Annotated in this window: 13 protein-coding genes; 7 read left to right on the top strand and 6 right to left on the bottom strand. The window is 55.8% G+C overall.

What is annotated here, in order from left to right:
• The first annotated feature begins 12 nt into the window (after positions 1-12).
• Entirely contained in the window at positions 13-780 is a 768-nt protein-coding gene (locus NHM04_RS04620) for a hypothetical protein (protein WP_254265873.1), read from the top strand.
• A 118-nt stretch (positions 781-898) separates the two neighbouring features.
• Here the strand turns inward: NHM04_RS04620 and bfr are convergent, their stop codons facing one another.
• Both bfr and NHM04_RS04610 read right to left on the bottom strand, forming a co-directional pair.
• Positions 899-1,375, bottom strand: coding sequence for a bacterioferritin (gene bfr, locus NHM04_RS04615; RefSeq protein WP_254265872.1), 477 nt, complete (start codon positions 1,373-1,375; stop codon positions 899-901).
• A 154-nt stretch (positions 1,376-1,529) separates the two neighbouring features.
• Complete coding sequence (locus NHM04_RS04610; RefSeq protein WP_254265871.1) at positions 1,530-1,739, bottom strand: bacterioferritin-associated ferredoxin; 210 nt, start codon at positions 1,737-1,739, stop codon at positions 1,530-1,532.
• A 409-nt stretch (positions 1,740-2,148) separates the two neighbouring features.
• On the opposite strand from NHM04_RS04610, the gene NHM04_RS04605 reads away from it, so the two are divergent.
• The 3 genes from NHM04_RS04605 (at position 2,149) to ung (ending at position 4,939) form a co-directional block, all read left to right on the top strand.
• Positions 2,149-2,751 carry a peroxiredoxin gene (locus tag NHM04_RS04605; RefSeq protein WP_254265870.1) on the top strand — a complete coding sequence of 201 codons (603 nt, stop codon included), beginning with the start codon at positions 2,149-2,151 and terminating at the stop codon, positions 2,749-2,751.
• A 281-nt stretch (positions 2,752-3,032) separates the two neighbouring features.
• Positions 3,033-4,217, top strand: a complete 1,185-nt coding sequence (locus tag NHM04_RS04600; RefSeq protein ID WP_254265869.1) for a type III PLP-dependent enzyme — start codon at positions 3,033-3,035, stop codon at positions 4,215-4,217.
• A gap of 38 nt (positions 4,218-4,255) precedes the next feature.
• Positions 4,256-4,939 carry a uracil-DNA glycosylase gene (gene ung / locus NHM04_RS04595; protein WP_254265868.1) on the top strand — a complete coding sequence of 228 codons (684 nt, stop codon included), beginning with the start codon at positions 4,256-4,258 and terminating at the stop codon, positions 4,937-4,939.
• Positions 4,940-5,005: 66 nt separating this feature from the next.
• Here ung and NHM04_RS04590 read toward each other — a convergent pair whose 3' ends face one another.
• The 4 genes from NHM04_RS04590 to NHM04_RS04575 all read right to left on the bottom strand — a co-directional run bounded on the left by NHM04_RS04590 (position 5,006) and on the right by NHM04_RS04575 (position 9,080).
• Positions 5,006-5,842 (bottom strand): HDOD domain-containing protein, encoded by an 837-nt coding sequence (locus tag NHM04_RS04590; RefSeq protein WP_254265867.1) that lies wholly within the window; start codon positions 5,840-5,842, stop codon positions 5,006-5,008.
• A 21-nt stretch (positions 5,843-5,863) separates the two neighbouring features.
• Positions 5,864-6,880 carry a folate-binding protein YgfZ gene (locus tag NHM04_RS04585; RefSeq protein ID WP_254265866.1) on the bottom strand — a complete coding sequence of 339 codons (1,017 nt, stop codon included), beginning with the start codon at positions 6,878-6,880 and terminating at the stop codon, positions 5,864-5,866.
• 70 nt (positions 6,881-6,950) lie between these two features.
• On the bottom strand, positions 6,951-7,886 hold the full coding sequence (gene argF / locus NHM04_RS04580) for an ornithine carbamoyltransferase (protein WP_254265865.1): 936 nt from the start codon (positions 7,884-7,886) through the stop codon (positions 6,951-6,953).
• Positions 7,887-7,904: 18 nt separating this feature from the next.
• Positions 7,905-9,080 (bottom strand): aspartate aminotransferase family protein, encoded by a 1,176-nt coding sequence (locus NHM04_RS04575; protein ID WP_254265864.1) that lies wholly within the window; start codon positions 9,078-9,080, stop codon positions 7,905-7,907.
• Between the two features lie 399 nt (positions 9,081-9,479).
• On the opposite strand from NHM04_RS04575, the gene NHM04_RS04570 reads away from it, so the two are divergent.
• From NHM04_RS04570 to NHM04_RS04560, 3 genes are read left to right on the top strand one after another with little or no spacing between them, the layout of a single operon-like run.
• Entirely contained in the window at positions 9,480-11,060 is a 1,581-nt protein-coding gene (locus NHM04_RS04570; RefSeq protein ID WP_254265863.1) for a hydantoinase B/oxoprolinase family protein, read from the top strand.
• A 2-nt stretch (positions 11,061-11,062) separates the two neighbouring features.
• Positions 11,063-13,516: an ATP-dependent helicase HrpB gene (gene hrpB, locus NHM04_RS04565; protein ID WP_254265862.1), complete on the top strand. Its 2,454-nt coding sequence runs from the start codon at positions 11,063-11,065 to the stop codon at positions 13,514-13,516.
• A complete protein-coding gene (locus tag NHM04_RS04560; protein ID WP_254265861.1) occupies positions 13,516-15,552 on the top strand; it encodes a TonB-dependent receptor domain-containing protein in 2,037 nt (678 codons plus the stop codon). Before hrpB ends, NHM04_RS04560 begins: the two co-directional genes overlap by 1 nt.
• Positions 15,553-15,719 lie beyond the last annotated feature (167 nt).

The following is a 15,719-nucleotide window of genomic DNA, read 5'->3' as shown; positions in this document are numbered from 1 at the left end:
GCGAGGAAATCCATGAATAAAGTTTCTTTAGCGTTAGCGGTGCTGGCGACAGGGCTGACCGCTGGTTGCCAGACCCCTCCTAACATCAAACAGATGCAGGATGAAAACGCTCAGTTGCAGAGCGAGCTAAATCAGGCCAATGCCAAAATAGCCAATCTGCAGCAGCAAGAGAGGCAGTTGCAGGCGCAAATCAATGAGTTAAATCGCGTTATGGCGGTGCTGGATACCGAGAAAACCGTGCGCGTACAAGAGTCGTCTGAGTTGCGCGGGCAGGTGCGCCGCTTTGTGCAAAATGAAATCGACGAGTTGAAGGACTTTATGGTCCAGAGTGATTTGCTCGACTATGTAGGTGGCGAGCTGGTGCAGCGCAGCAAAGTGGACAACCACCCGATGTTGTTGGTGGATTTGGCCAACCCTATGCCTGCGTCGGGTACGCTCACTGGTGTGAGTGCGCATTTTATTAAGCCCGGCACTTTTACCGTTCAGGTTATGCGTCCGGTGCAGGACCAGTTACTGGTTATATGGAAAAGTGGCCAGCTAACCGCGCCGCAATCGGGCGTTGCTCGTATTAACTTTCCGCTCAGTGTAGGGGTGGAGCAGGGCGATGTAATTGGCTATATGTTTCACCAGCCGGGTGTTGTCAGCTTCGACGAAGGTACTGGAAGCACTCTTTACACCGATGAAGACCCCAGCCTGGGCCAGAGTATCAAACTCAGATCGCTGGATGGCAGCGGCGACAAACGGGCTTATTCAGTGGGTGTATATGGCTTGTTGAATTGATCCAATGTCTGACGTCGGAGGTCTGATGTCAGACGCCGATCAAGAGCGCAAAAAGCTGGTTTTGGTATCCTGCCTTTGAACGCTCTTGCATCTGACTTCCGACATCTGGCGTCAGACGTTATTCATCTCCGGCCATTTTCGACTGCAGATAGTTTTGAATACCCACTTTCTCGATCAATGACAGCTGGGTTTCCAGCCAATCGACGTGTTCTTCTTCCGATTCCAGAATGTTTTTCAGCAGATCGCGACTGACGTAATCCTGAACCTCTTCACAATAGGCCATGCCTTCTCGTAAATCGGGTATGGCTTTCAGCTCTACTTTCAGGTCCGATTCCAGCATTTCCTGCGTATTTTCGCCGATCAGCAGCTTGCCCAGGTCTTGCAGGTTGGGCAAGCCTTCTAAAAACAGAATGCGCTCAACCAGCATGTCGGCGTGCTTCATCTCATCGATGGACTCGTGGTATTCGTGGTCAGCCAGCTCTTTCAGGCCCCAGTCTTTGTACATACGGGCGTGAAGGAAGTACTGGTTAATGGCAACCAGCTCGTTACCCAGTACTTTATTTAAATATGCAATTACTTTGGGATCGCCTTTCATGATCGACTCCTTACCGGTGCAGTGGCACAGTGGAAAACACGCGTAAGTGTGGGCTCGAAATGCGCCCTTGTCAAGCGTAAGTCTTTGAAATGAAAGGGATTTTTGAATGATTGGGAGAGGTGTTCTTATTCTCGTTTGCGCCTGACAAACAGCATCAGGCGACTGCGAAAAACTGTGGTAATCCACCTATTTCCGGTATTTCCTGCAAGGTATCGTCAAGAATCTCACGGGTGAGCGATGCGCATTTGCCACATTGGCTTGCTACGCCCAGGCTTTTGCGTAACTTACCTAGACTGTGGGCACCGTCGTGGACGGCGGCCTGTATTTGGCGATCGGTAATACCCTGGCAAAGACAAACGTACATGAGAGATAAAAGCCTATTATTCACAGCATTGTCATATCGCGATAGTATTGCTAATGAGAATTTATGTCAATAATTTCTGAGAATAATTGTTGTTTGGCTTTGCGCTTCTGGTTATAACGATTTTTGGCGCTATTGTGGGCAAATTGGCGATCAATCGCGCTGCAGGCAAAAAAATGCAATAGCAGCCATATAGAAAATCAATGTGACCGCGGAAATAGAGGGTGTAAGATAACTCCGCAATATCGGGCAATTGATTGTTGATTGCCAAGGCAGCTCAACTCTGGAGCTGTCCGCAGCATTGTCACACAAGTTTGTCACTCTCTTTGCGAAGCGGGGTTGTTTTTGTTTAAACAAGCCCCACCTTTGCAGGGAGTTTATTTCTCAGTCCGTTAACTTAGGAGATTAAGACATGGGCGTATTAGTAGGAAAACAAGTACCGGATTTTACTGCAGCAGCTGTTCTGGGCAACGGCGAAATCGTTGATGAGTACAAGCTGTCTGAAGCCATTAAAGGCAAAAAAGCAGTGGTATTCTTTTACCCTCTGGATTTTACTTTCGTATGCCCCTCTGAACTGATTGCTTTCGACAACCGCTTCCAGGCGTTCCAGGATCGCGGCGTTGAAGTGATTGCGGTATCTATCGATTCTCAGTTCACCCACAGCGCATGGCGTAACACCCCCGTGAACGAAGGTGGCATCGGCCAAGTTAAATACACCATGGTTGCCGACGTTAAACACGAAATTTGTCAGGCTTTCGACGTAGAAGCTGACGCCGGTGTTGCTTTCCGCGGCTCTTTCCTGATCGACGAAGACGGTGTGGTTCGCCACCAAGTAGTTAACGACCTGCCTCTGGGGCGTAACGTTGACGAAATGCTGCGCATGGTTGACGCTCTGGCGTTCCACCAAGAGCACGGCGAAGTATGTCCCGCAGGCTGGCAGGAAGGCGACAAAGGTATGGACGCATCTGCCCAGGGCGTTGCTTCTTACCTGTCTGAGAACTCTGGCAAGCTGTAAGCTCAGGTTCTACCTCGGTTTATTCCGCAAAAACCCGGCGCAAGCCGGGTTTTTTGTGTCTGTTGGTTTTGCTTATAACTAAAGTTTCGTCTTTGAAGCTTTTCTTGCCAGCGCCTAGAAGAAATTAACCTAATAAATTGATTGCCAAGCGCTGGGTTTGGTCTTTTAATGCGCGCGTTTTCGGAGCTGCTACTCTTTAGGCTCCAACGGTTTTGGGGTGATTCGTTGCGGCGGGTTGCCCCTTCTTTTTTGCCGCAACAAAAAAGCCCAGGAGGCAAGTAATGAACGAATTTAATGGTGTAACCGACGTTGCTGATTACTACCGTGCGGAGACCTTTGCACGGATAAAAGCATTCGCCGATCAGCGCGAAACGCCCTTTGTGGTTATCGACTTGCCGACCATTGCCCGAGCGTATGATGAGCTGGTGAACAGCTTTTCCTATGCGGATATCTACTACGCGGTCAAAGCCAATCCTGCCGAAGCTATTTTAAAGCTGTTGCGTGATCGCGGCGCCAATTTTGATATCGCCTCGCGCTACGAGTTGGACAAAGTCATGGGCCTGGGGGTTGAGCCTGTGCGCATCAGCTATGGCAACACCATTAAAAAGGCTGCAGATATTCGCTATTTTTACGAGCGTGGTGTGCGCCTGTTCGCTACCGACTCTGAAGCTGACTTGCACACTATTGCCCGCGAGGCGCCCGGCGCGCAGGTTTACGTTCGCGTTTTGACTGACGGTTCGCAAACCGCCGACTGGCCTCTGTCACGCAAGTTTGGCTGTGAAACTGAGATGGCGGTAGAGCTGCTGACACTGGCGCGCGAGCTGGAGCTGGAACCCTACGGTGTGTCTTTCCATGTGGGTTCACAACAGCGTGAGATTGGCAGCTGGGATGCGGCACTGGCAAAAGTTAAGGTTATTTTTGAGCGTTTGTTTGAAGAGCAGGGGATCACCCTGAAAATGATCAATATGGGCGGTGGCTTTCCGGCCAATTATATTAGCCGCACTAACGATCTAGCGACTTACGCCGAAGAGATCACGCGCTTTTTACACGAGGATTTTGGCGATGAGTTTCCGCGCATTATTCTCGAGCCCGGCCGCTCACTGATTGCCAATGCGGGTGTGCTGGTCAGTGAGGTGGTGCTGATTTCACGCAAATCGCGCACCGCCTTGCATCGCTGGGTGTTTACCGATGTGGGTAAATTTTCGGGTTTGATTGAAACCCTGGATGAGTCGATCAAGTATCCGGTTTATACAGAAAAAAGCGGCGAATTAGAGGGCGCTGTGCTGGCCGGACCTACCTGCGACAGTGCCGACATTATGTACGAAAACTTCAAGTATCCGCTGCCGCTGGATTTGGCCTCGGGAGACCGCTTGTACTGGCTCTCTACCGGCGCTTACACCACCAGCTACAGCGCGGTTGAGTTTAACGGCTTTCCGCCCCTCGCCGAATACTGCATCGACGAGTAAACAGTGATACATTGCCTCGCTTGCAAAGGAGTTAGATTGTGAGTGAGGCAAAACCCATTCAACTGGAGCCCGGCTGGCTGGCCGAGCTTGAGGGCGAATTTGAAAAGCCCCATATGCAGGCGTTAAAAGCTTTTCTGCAGCGCGAAAAGCAAGCGGGTAAAACTATCTATCCGCCGTCGCCGTTAATGTTTAACGCGTTCAATTCCACCCCGTTTAAGCAGGTCAAAGTGGTGATTTTGGGGCAGGACCCCTATCACGGCCCAGGGCAGGCCCACGGCTTAAGCTTCTCCGTGCCCATTGGGGTGCGCCCGCCCCCCTCGCTGCAAAACATGTTTAAAGAGATAGAGCGTGACCTGGGTATTCCGAGGCCAGATCACGGCTGCCTGCAAAACTGGGCTGACCAAGGCGTACTACTGTTAAACGCCACGCTCAGTGTCGAGCAAGGCAGAGCTGGGTCGCATCAAAATCAGGGGTGGGAGCAATTCACAGATGCGGCCATCGATGCACTCAACCGAGACCGCGAAGGGCTAGTGTTTTTGCTGTGGGGCAGCTACGCACAGAAAAAAGGGCGGTTGATCGATACTCGCAAACATCTGGTGCTAACCTCGCCTCACCCCTCGCCGCTGTCCGCCCATCGCGGGTTTATAGGTAACGGGCATTTTGCTAAAGCGAATGAGTATTTACAGGCCAGAGGGGTAGAGCCGATTGATTGGCGGCTGTGAAGTGTGTCCAAGGTCGGACGTCTGAAGTCGGACGCATCAGACATCCGACTTCAGACGTCGGGCTTTCTATTGCAACAACGTCATTGCCGCTTCCATTTCCGCCGATAGGTCTTCGGCTTCAGCCATTTGCATGTCCGGGTCCATGCCCAGGCGGCCGAACGCTGTGACTTTGTGATAGTCCACGCGGCCCAGGGCTGTGTCTGTACCCAGGTAGCTTTGCAGCATCGCCACGGTAACTATGTCGGCGTAATCGGCCTTGTCGGCTTCGCGGTTAAATTTCATGTGTTGTGAAGGCACATTGGCAATTTCGGCGGGAAAATCCCAGGTTTTTAAAATGAGATCGCCAATGGCCCCCTGCAACTGGAAGATCACTCGGTCCAGAGTCAGGCTGTCTTTGAGCAAAGAGGGGTGCTCTTCGGCATAGGTAAGAATGGGCAGCACACCGATACGGTGAATCAACCCGGCCAGGGTAGCCTGGTCGGGACGCAGCTTGGTGTAGTGGCGGCACAGCACATGACAAATGCCGGCGATTTCGCTGGAGCGATTCCAGGTGTCGCGCAGGCGTGAGTCGACTAAATCCGACGTAGCCTGAAACATCTGCTGCATGGCAAGGCCGGTGGCAATGTTGCAAGTGTATTGAATGCCCAGCCGCATTACGGCGGACTTTAAATCTTCAATGGCTTTGCTGGAACGCATCAAAGGGCTATTTGCCACGCGCACAATGCGAGCTGAGAGGGCCGCATCGTTGCCGATAACGTTGGTTAATTGATCCATATTCGCATCTGGATCTTCGGCTACTTCACGCACCCGCAGGGCCGCTTCGGGCAGGGTGGGCAGTACCAGGCGGTCAGATTTAATGGCGGCGATAATGTCCTGGCGGACAGTGTCTACTACTTGACTCATCGGTTGTCCCGTTTTTTGTATTCAGTCGCTATTGTCTGCCGAGGGAATGCTATAGGGCAAGCTTAATCGGGTAACCGGCTCGCCAGAGTCACTCAGCTGCAGTGTATTTTCGTCAGCGCTAGGTAGCACGGCCAGAGCTTCAAAGCCCTGGTCTGTGGCGATTGCCTGGACTACTTCGCCGCGATTTTTACCTTGCGCGTCACAAATGCTGGTGCCAGCTGCCGGAGGCTCGCCTGCACCGGCAATGCGGTAGAGGTGTTTTTTCAATGTGGCCTTGTAGTGTAGCCTGGCTACCACCTCTTGACCGGTGTAGCAGCCTTTTTTAAAGCTGACGGCGCCAATCAATTGATAGTTTAAGTCCTGTGGAGTGAAGCGTTCGCTGGTGGCGGCGTCGACCTCGGCGATGCCGGCGCCTATATCGCTCAGCTGCCAGTGCTCAGTGCCAGCCAGTTGGCAGTGCTCGGCCAGGCTCAACCAGAGCTTTTGCGCATTTTCGACTTTTACCCAAAGTTCGTAACGGTCGGGCTCGTGTTGCAGGGCGATCACTGTGTCGGATGCCTGAAAACCGTGGATGTCTGGCGCAAGGCCAGTTTGCTGCTCAACCAGTGCAGCGGCACTGGGGCCGCAGAGGCCAAAGGCCAGCCATTGGGAGTCGGCCGCAAGGGTTACCTTGGAGAAAACCGCGTACTTTTGCAGGCTGGTTAAAAGAGTCTGCAGAAGATCGGCGCTGGTTTTTAGGAGTAAGTTTTCACTGTCCAGAGCGGCAAGCTTAAAGCTTGCAACAATGCGGCCTTTTAAATTGCACTGGGCACCCTGTAGCCACTGCTGTTTTTCCAGTTCACGTACATCGCAGGTCACCTGACCCTGCAAAAATTTAGTCGCATCAGGGCCGGTTAGGCTGATAAATCCTTGATGACCCAGGGGGCTGAGCCAGGTGCTGGTGCTGCAAAGTGGCTGTGTGTCACCGGCAAAGGCATAGCCGCCATTGTCGCGGCGCCGGGCGCCCTGGCTTTCGAGAAATTCCTGCCAATGGCTCATACTCACTCCTTAACTCAATACGCTGTTGTTTGGCGAGTAGTTGGGTCCGAGATATTGCTTGCTGGCAGGGTTACTGCGTCAGCAAAAATTCTATCAGAGCTTTTTGCGCGTGCAGCCGGTTTTCTGCTTCTTGCCATACGGCTGAATCCGGAGCGTCCAATAGCTCAGCGCTCACTTCTTTGCCGCGGTAAGCGGGCAGGCAGTGCATAAACAGCGCGTCGCTGGCGGCGTGACTCATTAGCTCGGCGTTAACCTGGTAATCGGCAAAAGCGCGTTCACGTTCGCTTTTTTCTTCTTCCTGACCCATGGAGGCCCAGGTATCTGTGACCACTAAGTCGGTTCCTTGCACCGCTTCTTGCGGCGTTGCGCACAGTTTAACTCTGTCGCTGTGTGTATTTATCAAGTCGCTGGAAGGGTTAAAACCCTCGGGGCAGGCGATGCGCAGCTCAAAGTCGCACATGGCGGCGGCGTTTATGTACGAGTTGCACATATTGTTGCCGTCGCCCACCCAGGCGACTGACTTGCCCGCCATGGAGCCACGCAGCTCGACAAAGGTTTGAATGTCGGCCAGCAGCTGACAAGGGTGAAAGTCATCGGTCAGGGCGTTGATTACCGGTACGCGAGAGAACTCGGCGAAACGCTCAATTTTGTCGTGACCAAAGGTGCGAATCATCACGATGTCGACCATACGCGACAGCACCCGGGCCGAGTCTTCAATCGGCTCACCGCGGCCAAGTTGGGTGTCGCGCGGTGATAAAAACAGCGCGTGGCCGCCCAGCTGCGCCATGCCGGTTTCAAACGATACACGGGTACGGGTGGAGGATTTTTCAAAAATCATCCCCATCACCTTGCGCTCCAGTAAAGGTTGGGCACGGCCCTCGTACAGTGCCTGTTTCATTTCAATGGCACGGTCGATGATTGACTTCAGCTCGTCTTTGCTGATGTCGTTAAGGGTAAGAAAGTGCCGCACTTTGTTTGCTGTCTGTGGTGCTTTAATTGCAACCATAGTAATGCCTTTACTGTTTTATTCGGTTGGTTCAAATTGCTCGATGAGCTGCACAACGCCGTTGATCAGTTCATCGGTTTCTTCATCAGTCATGATGAAAGTTGGCAACAGGCGAATTGTATTGCCCGCTGTGACGTTAATAAGCAGGCCGAGATCGCGCGCTTTCGCTACCAGCTCAAGGCAAGGGGCTTCCAGTTCGATGCCCAGCATCAAGCCGTGACCGCGAATGTCTGCCACCTTGTCGTTGCCAGCAAGCTTGGTCTTAAAACTCTGCAGCATTTGCGCGCCTCGTGCGGCCACGCGCTCGATTAAGTCGCCGCCAGTCAGAGTGTCGACTACCGCTTCAGCCGCGTGGCAGGCCAGAGGGTTGCCGCCGAAGGTAGAGCCGTGGTTGCCGGGGCCGAATACTTCTGCCGCTGCCCCGCGTGCCAGGCAGGCGCCGATAGGCACGCCGTTGCCCAGACCCTTGGCGGTGGTGACCACATCGGGCAGAGTGTTGGTGTGTTGGTAGGCAAAGTATTTACCGGTGCGGCCGTTACCGGTTTGAATTTCGTCCAGCATCATCAGCCATTGGTGGCGATCGCACAGCTCCCGCAGCTTGGGCAGGTAATCCGCATCGGGAATGCGCACGCCGCCTTCGCCTTGAACGGGCTCGACTAGCACCGCGACAATGTTCTTGTGCTCGGCGGCCAATACCTCAATAGCGGCAATATCGTTAAATGGTGCGCGCACAAAACCGGACAGCAGCGGTTCAAAGCCCTGCTGAATTTTCGCGTTGCCAGTGGCGGTTAAGGTAGCCATGGTGCGGCCGTGAAAAGCGCTGTTCATCACCACAATAGTGGGGTTTTCTATGCCTTTATCGTTGCCATATTTTCGGGCCAGCTTGATCGCCGCCTCGTTTGCTTCAGCGCCGGAGTTGGAGAAAAACGCTTTGTCCATCTGCGCGGCGCGGCACAGCTTGTCGCCCAGCGCCATTTGCGCGGGGATGTTGTATAGATTAGAGACGTGTAAAAGAGTATCTGCCTGCTCGTTAATGGCACGGGTTACGGCCGCATGGGAGTGGCCCAGGCCGCACACGGCGATACCGCTAATGCCATCAAGGTAGCTGTTGCCCGCATCGTCCCACACTCGGCTGCCCAAGCCCTTGGTGAGGGTAAGGGTTCTGGCGCCGTATGTGTTCATTAACGTTGACATGAGCTTTCTCCAACAAAAATAAAACCCGAACCCTTGCAGGGGCTCTGGCCGTCATCAATTTTAGGGAATCTGGTTCTCGCGTCTTGCTGGGTTGGCGAACCTAATCGCTTGCCGATCCCGGACGGGAGTGTGAGTCTGTCGTATTAACCAAAAGCGCAAACGAAAAAGCCGCCACAGCGCCGAAGGCGTTTATGGCAGCTTTGTTAGCGATAGCTCGCTTGTCTGCGCTTGTCTCGCCGCGTTTAGTACGGCGTGTTCCAATGGCCGTCAACAGACCGAACACCAAACAACCGATAGTATATGGAATCCTGAGGCTTGGCAAATAGCCGCCTGACGGCCCATTCGCTGGCTGGTAAGATGCCGCCTTTGATCCGGTTGCCGTTAAAGTGTGGGGGCGTAATGAACGCGATAGAACTGAGTGTGTTTGCCAGTCGCATGGCTGCGGTATGCGATGAGATGGGCGCAGTGCTGAAGTGCTCGGCTTTCTCTCCCAATATCAAAGATCGGCTGGACTTTTCCTGCGCCCTGTTTGACGCCGACGGCCAGCTCGCTGCCCAGGCCGCTCATATTCCTGTCCACTTGGGCAGTATGGCTTACGCCATGGCGGATATTGTGAGCGGCATCGAGTGGCGCGAGGGCGATATGCTGGTGGTGAACGACCCGTATTTAGGGGGGACTCATCTACCGGATGTGACGGTGATAGCACCCGTTTGGCATGCCGGACACCTAATCGGTTTTGCCGCAAACCGCGCTCACCACGCCAACATTGGCGCGACTTCTCCGGGGTCCATGCCTATCTCTCGCAGGCTCGAGGAAGAGGGAGAGGTAATCGCCCCGACGCATATCGTGCGCGCCGGTAAAGTCGTCGAGCCGGTGCTGGCCAGACTCTGTGGTACCGATACCCAATCCACTCATACCATTCAGGCGCGCGGTGATTTTGCCGCGCAGATCAGCGCCTGCCGCCTGGGATGCGAACGTCTCGCCGATCAGGTTGCGGCGATGGGGTTAGAGGAATACCGAGCCGCACTTGCCGAGTTGAACGATTACGCTGAGCGCCTGGCGCGCGAGGCGCTGCGTGTAATTCCCGCCGGTTGCTATAAGTTCTGCGATTACATGGATGATGACGGTCTGGGCCATCAGGACATTGCCATCAATGTGGTCTTGACCGTGGCCAATGGACAGCTGGAAGCGGATTTTAACGGCACCAGCGAGCAGGTTGCAGGCAATATCAACTGCCCGCTCGCAGTGGCTGCTGCGGCAGTATTTTACGCGCTGCGCTGTTTGATGCCCGAGCAGACCCCGGCCTGTGCCGGAACCTTCCGTCCCATTCGGCTTAAGGCCCGCCAGGGCAGCTTGGTGAATGCCCGTCGTCCGGCCGCTGTGGCGGCGGGCAATGTGGAAACCTCGACCCGCATGGTGGACGCTGTTCTGGGCGCGTTGGCACAGGCGCTGCCGGAGACAATTCCTGCCGCCAGCTCAGGCTCAATGAACAATGTCGCCATGGGCGCCGAGGCCAGCGCCCATCAGCCGCGTTGGGACTATTACGAGACTAATGGCGGCGGTATGGGGGCGGGCAAGAGCGGTGGCGGTTGGTCGGCGGTGCAGACACATATGACCAATACATTGAACACCCCCATCGAAAGCCTGGAAACTCATTATCCGCTGCGCATTCGTCGCTATCAGATACGTCGCGGCAGTGGCGGGGCCGGTGCTCGTCCGGGTGGTGATGGCCTGCTGCGTGAATATGAGTTCCTCGCCCCCGCGCAGGTAACTTTGTTGACCGAGCGTCGCGTGCATCAGCCCTGGGGCTTGGCGGGCGGCGAGCCGGGCGCGGCGGGAGAGAACTGTCTTAACGGCAAACCGCTGCCCGCGAAAGTGGCGTTAAAGGTTTCCCGAGGTGATTGTCTGAGTTTGGCCACCGCCGGTGGGGGCGGCTGGGGCGATCTTGCCTTACGCGGCGGCGAAGTCAGCCAGGATTAATCATGCCCGAGCTTCCCAATTTGCCGTTAACACCGCTACGCGGTGAGTTTATCGATGCTTTGAGCGCCGGTGTCAGCCTGTTGCTGGAGGCCGAGCCGGGCGCGGGCAAATCAACCTTGGCCCCTCTGTGGGCTTTAGAGTGGGTGGCGCCCGGGCAGCAAGTGTGGCTAATCCAGCCCCGGGTACTGTCAGCGGTGGCGTTGGCCGGGCGTTTGGCTGAACTTGACGACTCTGAAGTCGGAGCGCGAGTGGGCTACCAGGTGCCTTTTGATCGCGCCGAGTCAGAGAGTACACAACTGCTACTGATGACGCCGGGGGTATTTTTGCAGCGCCTGTTGGCAGACCCGGAGTTAGAGTCCGTCGCGGTGGTGATGCTGGATGAGATTCACGAGCGCTCGGTGAATCAAGACACAGCCTGGGCAATGGTGCAGGAAACCGCAATGCTGCGGGAGGACTTAAAGCTGGTGCTGATGTCCGCCACCGCGGATAAAGGCCTGCGCACCCAGGTCGATCATTCACTCTACAGTCCCGGCCGCTGCTTTCCGGTAAATGTCGGCTATTGCCCGGCGCAGCAAGTGCGCGGTCAAACCGAGTCGTTGGAACAACAGGTGCTGCGTGCGCTGGCCAATATTGCCGACTGGCACACTCAAACCGTCTTGGTATTTTTGCCCGGCTGGCGGGAGATAGAGCGATGCCAACAGGCGCTGGAGCAGCAGGGCAAGGCGGCGAGAGTGTTCAGTTTGCACAGCCGGGTAGCGCGCGCCGAGCAGGTGGCCGCGCTGGATCCGACGAGCGGCCCCCGGGTTATTCTGGCGACCAATATTGCCGAAACCTCTCTGACTATTGTCGATGTCACTTTGGTGGTGGACTCTGGCCTCGCGCGGGAACCGGATTACGAGCAGCGCACTGGCGTTACCCGCCTCAAAACCCGGCGAATTTCCGCTGCCAGCGCCGAGCAAAGACGCGGTCGGGCCGGCCGGGTGCAGGCAGGACAGTGTATTCGCCTGTGGGCCGAGTCGGAGCCGCTGGCGCCGCAAACCCTGCCGGAGATTCGCCGCACGGATTATGTACCCCTGGCACTGCGCCTGGCTCACTGGGGCACCCCGGTGGCGCAATTGCCCTGGCTGGAAGCGCCGGGCCCGCTGGCTATGCAGCACGCGCAAGCTCAACTGCGGCGCTGGGAGTTACTGAATAAGGATAACAACATTACCGCGGCGGGGCGGCGGGTGGCCGAGCTTGGCACTCACCCTCGAATTGCCGCTATTTTATTGCACGCGCAGCAGAACTTGCCGGAGCAATCCTGGCTAGCGCTGCTGGCTTTGGCGCTGCATTTTGATCTGCCCCCGGGCAGTGATTTGTCGGTGTGGCTGCAAGAGGCGCAGCGCCAACTGACTCGGGAGAAGCGCTGGCAACTGTTGCTGGCTCGTTGGAATCGAGTGCTCGGTTTAAAGCTCAAACCCGAGGCGCAGGTAAGCCGTTTGCCGGCGGCTTTGCTGGCAACTATGGCCAGGGTATTTGCCGATCGTATTGGCCGTGCGACTTCGCCCGGCCAGTATCGGCTCAACACTGGTGTCACGGTATCGCTTGCCTGTAGCGCTGACTGGGCAATGGTGCTGCACCTAAGCAGTCGTGGCAAAACCTTGTTGGGAGTGGGGCTTGATATTGCGCTCGATGACAGTCAGATACACTCGCTGGCTGAGATCGAAACCGCGATTGAGCCGGCCGGCGCCGGTACCAGGCGCCGCTGGGTGGAAACGCGTCGCTATCGCATGGGCGGTCAGGTGGTGGATGAGGTGCGCCAGACTTTGTCGCCCGAGCAGGTGCCCTACGCTATTGTAGAATTCGTGCGTCAACGGGGTTTACCGTCGATTCCCTGGCCTGCAGCGGCCTTGACTTTATTGTTGCGGGCGCGGTTGGCGCAGAGCTTTGGTCTGTTGGATCTGCCTGACCTGAGTGAGAGCGCTCTAACCGAGCGATTGGAGCAATGGCTGCAAGCCTTTCTCGATGGCGCCAGCCAGCTTGAAGCTTTGCCTTTGGCTGAAGCGTTAACTTTTTACCTGGGGTTCGAGTCGGTAGCGCAGCTGGATACACTTTTGCCTGAGGTTATGACGCTACCCAGCGGCCGCAAAGTCGCCGTTAATTATCGCGGGGAGGTCGAGACTGCAGCCTTGGTGAGTGGGGCAGAGCTTCCCGAGCCTGTGATTAGCGGCAAGCTACAAGAGTTTTTTGGCGCCGCCACCTTCACTCTGCCGTCATGCACCGTACCCCTCACCATCGAGCTGCTCTCCCCGGCCGCAAGGCCCCTGGCGATCACCCGCGATCTGGCCTACTTCTGGGCGGAAGTTTATCCGCAAGTTCGCAAAGAAATGCGCGGGCGCTATGCCAAGCATCCCTGGCCGGAAAACCCTCTGGAGCATGTCGCTACCGGATTCACTAAAAAGCGTTTGGAGTCTTAATGCGTACCTTTCACTTGAGCTGGTTGTTTGCAGCCTTGAGCGCTGCCGTGCAAGCCGAGAATACCCAAGAGAACTCAGAGCCCTGGGGGTTGCAAGAAACCGTCATTGTCACCGCCAATCGCAGCGCCGAGCCCTGGCTCAATAGCGCCGCCACGGTAGACGCATTGAGGGTTGAGCAACAGCTGCCGGGATTTCGCTTTGACAGCGCCGAACTGCTGGCGGGCTTGCCGGGGGTGCAGGCGGACAGTCGCTCCAATTTTGCTCAGGATACTCGCATCAGCCTGCGCGGTTTCGGCGCCCGCTCGGCCTTTGGCGTCAGGGGCATTAATATGCGTGTGGACGATATTCCCCTCACTATGCCCGACGGCCAAAGCCAGACTTCCAGTATCGCGCTGGATACCTTTGATCGAGTGGAGGTCATGCGGGGGCCTCTGGCGACTCTTTACGGCAATGCGGCGGGGGGGACGATCTTATTTCACACCAGTGCTCCCGAGACGAGCTCGGTCGCCTTGCTGGGCGCGGCTGGGGATGCGCGGCAAAGACGCTATCGGCTGCGCGGTGAGTGGGCCGGCGAGCGCGCGAGCGCACGGGTACAAGTCAGCCAGTTCAGTACCGATGGCTTTCGCGAGCACTCCAGCGCCGAACGAAATCAGTTTACCGGGCAGTGGTTTTACCGCAGTCAGTCGGGTATCGAGGTCGTGGCTCGGGTGGATATCAGTCAAGACCCCGACACCGAGGATCCTCAGGGATTGACTTATGAGCAGTGGCAGGAAGATCCCACCCAGGTGCACCCGGTGGCGCTTATTTTTGATCCGCGCAAAACCATCCAGCACCGGCAGGCGTCGTTGTCATTAAAGCAGCGTGCCGAGTGGGGCAGTTGGCAGTGGGCTGGCTGGGCGGGTGAGCGCGAGATCAAGCAGTTTCTGAGTTTCCCCGGCGACGGTGAGAACGACAATGGCGCGGTGATTGATCTGATGCGAGACTTTGCCGGCAGTAATCTTCGCTTCGCCCGGCAGTTTGGCTCGCTGGAATGGTCACTGGGGGCGGAGTTCGGACAGATGCGCGACAGACGTAAAGGCTTTGTGAATGATCGGGGGGAGCAGGGTGAGTTGAAGCGCTCAGAGCTTGGCGAGGTACAAAACCGCGACTTTTATACCGGCCTGACTTGGACGCCGAATGAGCATTGGCGCATACAGGCCGGCGCCCGCTATAACCACATCGATTTTAAAGTCAGCGATTACTATGTACAGGGTAGCAACCCCGACGATTCGGGAGCTCTGGATTATCAAGAACCCTCTTATGGTGCTGGGCTGAGCTACGGCGAGGGTGACTGGCGGCTGTTCGCCAGTGCAGGCGAAGGCTTTGAAACGCCGACATTGACGGAGATGGCCTATCGCAACGAGGGCACGGGTTTAAACCTGGATTTGCGCAGTGCGCGCAACCGGCAGGTGGAGTTGGGTTGGCGCTACAGTGAGGCCACGCTAGAGGCGAGCTTGGTGGGTTTTGCTATGCGAAGTCGCGACGAACTGGTGGTGGATAGCTCAGAAGGAGGGCGTACCACCTACCGCAATGGTGCCGATACCGAACGTCTTGGGCTAGAGGCGCAGGGGCAGTGGGCGCTGAGTGAAAAGTTATCGGGGCGTTTGGGGGCGACCTGGCTCGATGCGCAATACACGGCAGGGCCGGATGACGGCAACAACTTACCCGGGGTGGCCGAGCAAAACTTATATGCTCAGCTCGACTGGCGAGTAATACCGCAATGGCTGACTCTTAGTGCTACCGCCCGCTACCGCAGTAAGGTTGCGACGGGTGATGACAATACAGAATGGGCGCCGGATTCGCTGGTGTGGGATATCGCCGCGCAGAGCGAGAAACAGTTTACTCAGATTAAGGCTTCTGCCTGGGTCAAGGTGGATAATCTATTGGACGAGGAATATGTCGGCGCTGTTATTGTGAATCAGAGTCGTGGTCGCACCCTTGAGCCCGCACCGCCGCGGCAGTTGAATATTGGCATGGAGCTAACCCGCACCTGGTAGCGCTGACATTTGAAAAAAGCAGTGCGGTATTCATAAAAGTGTCATTTTTGTAGGTAAAAAAGCGCAAAAATTAGCCGAAAGTGGCAAATTGCTGCCGATTTGGAGTCCCATTGTCCAACATTATCAGGTATGATGGGTCAACTCCCTGTAACACAGTTTGAGTAATC

The sequence above is a fragment of the Gilvimarinus sp. DA14 genome (assembly GCF_024204685.1).
GTDB lineage: Bacteria > Pseudomonadota > Gammaproteobacteria > Pseudomonadales > Cellvibrionaceae > Gilvimarinus.
Note: the sequence above shows the minus strand (reverse complement) of the source record. Positions and strands in the feature narration are given on the sequence as shown.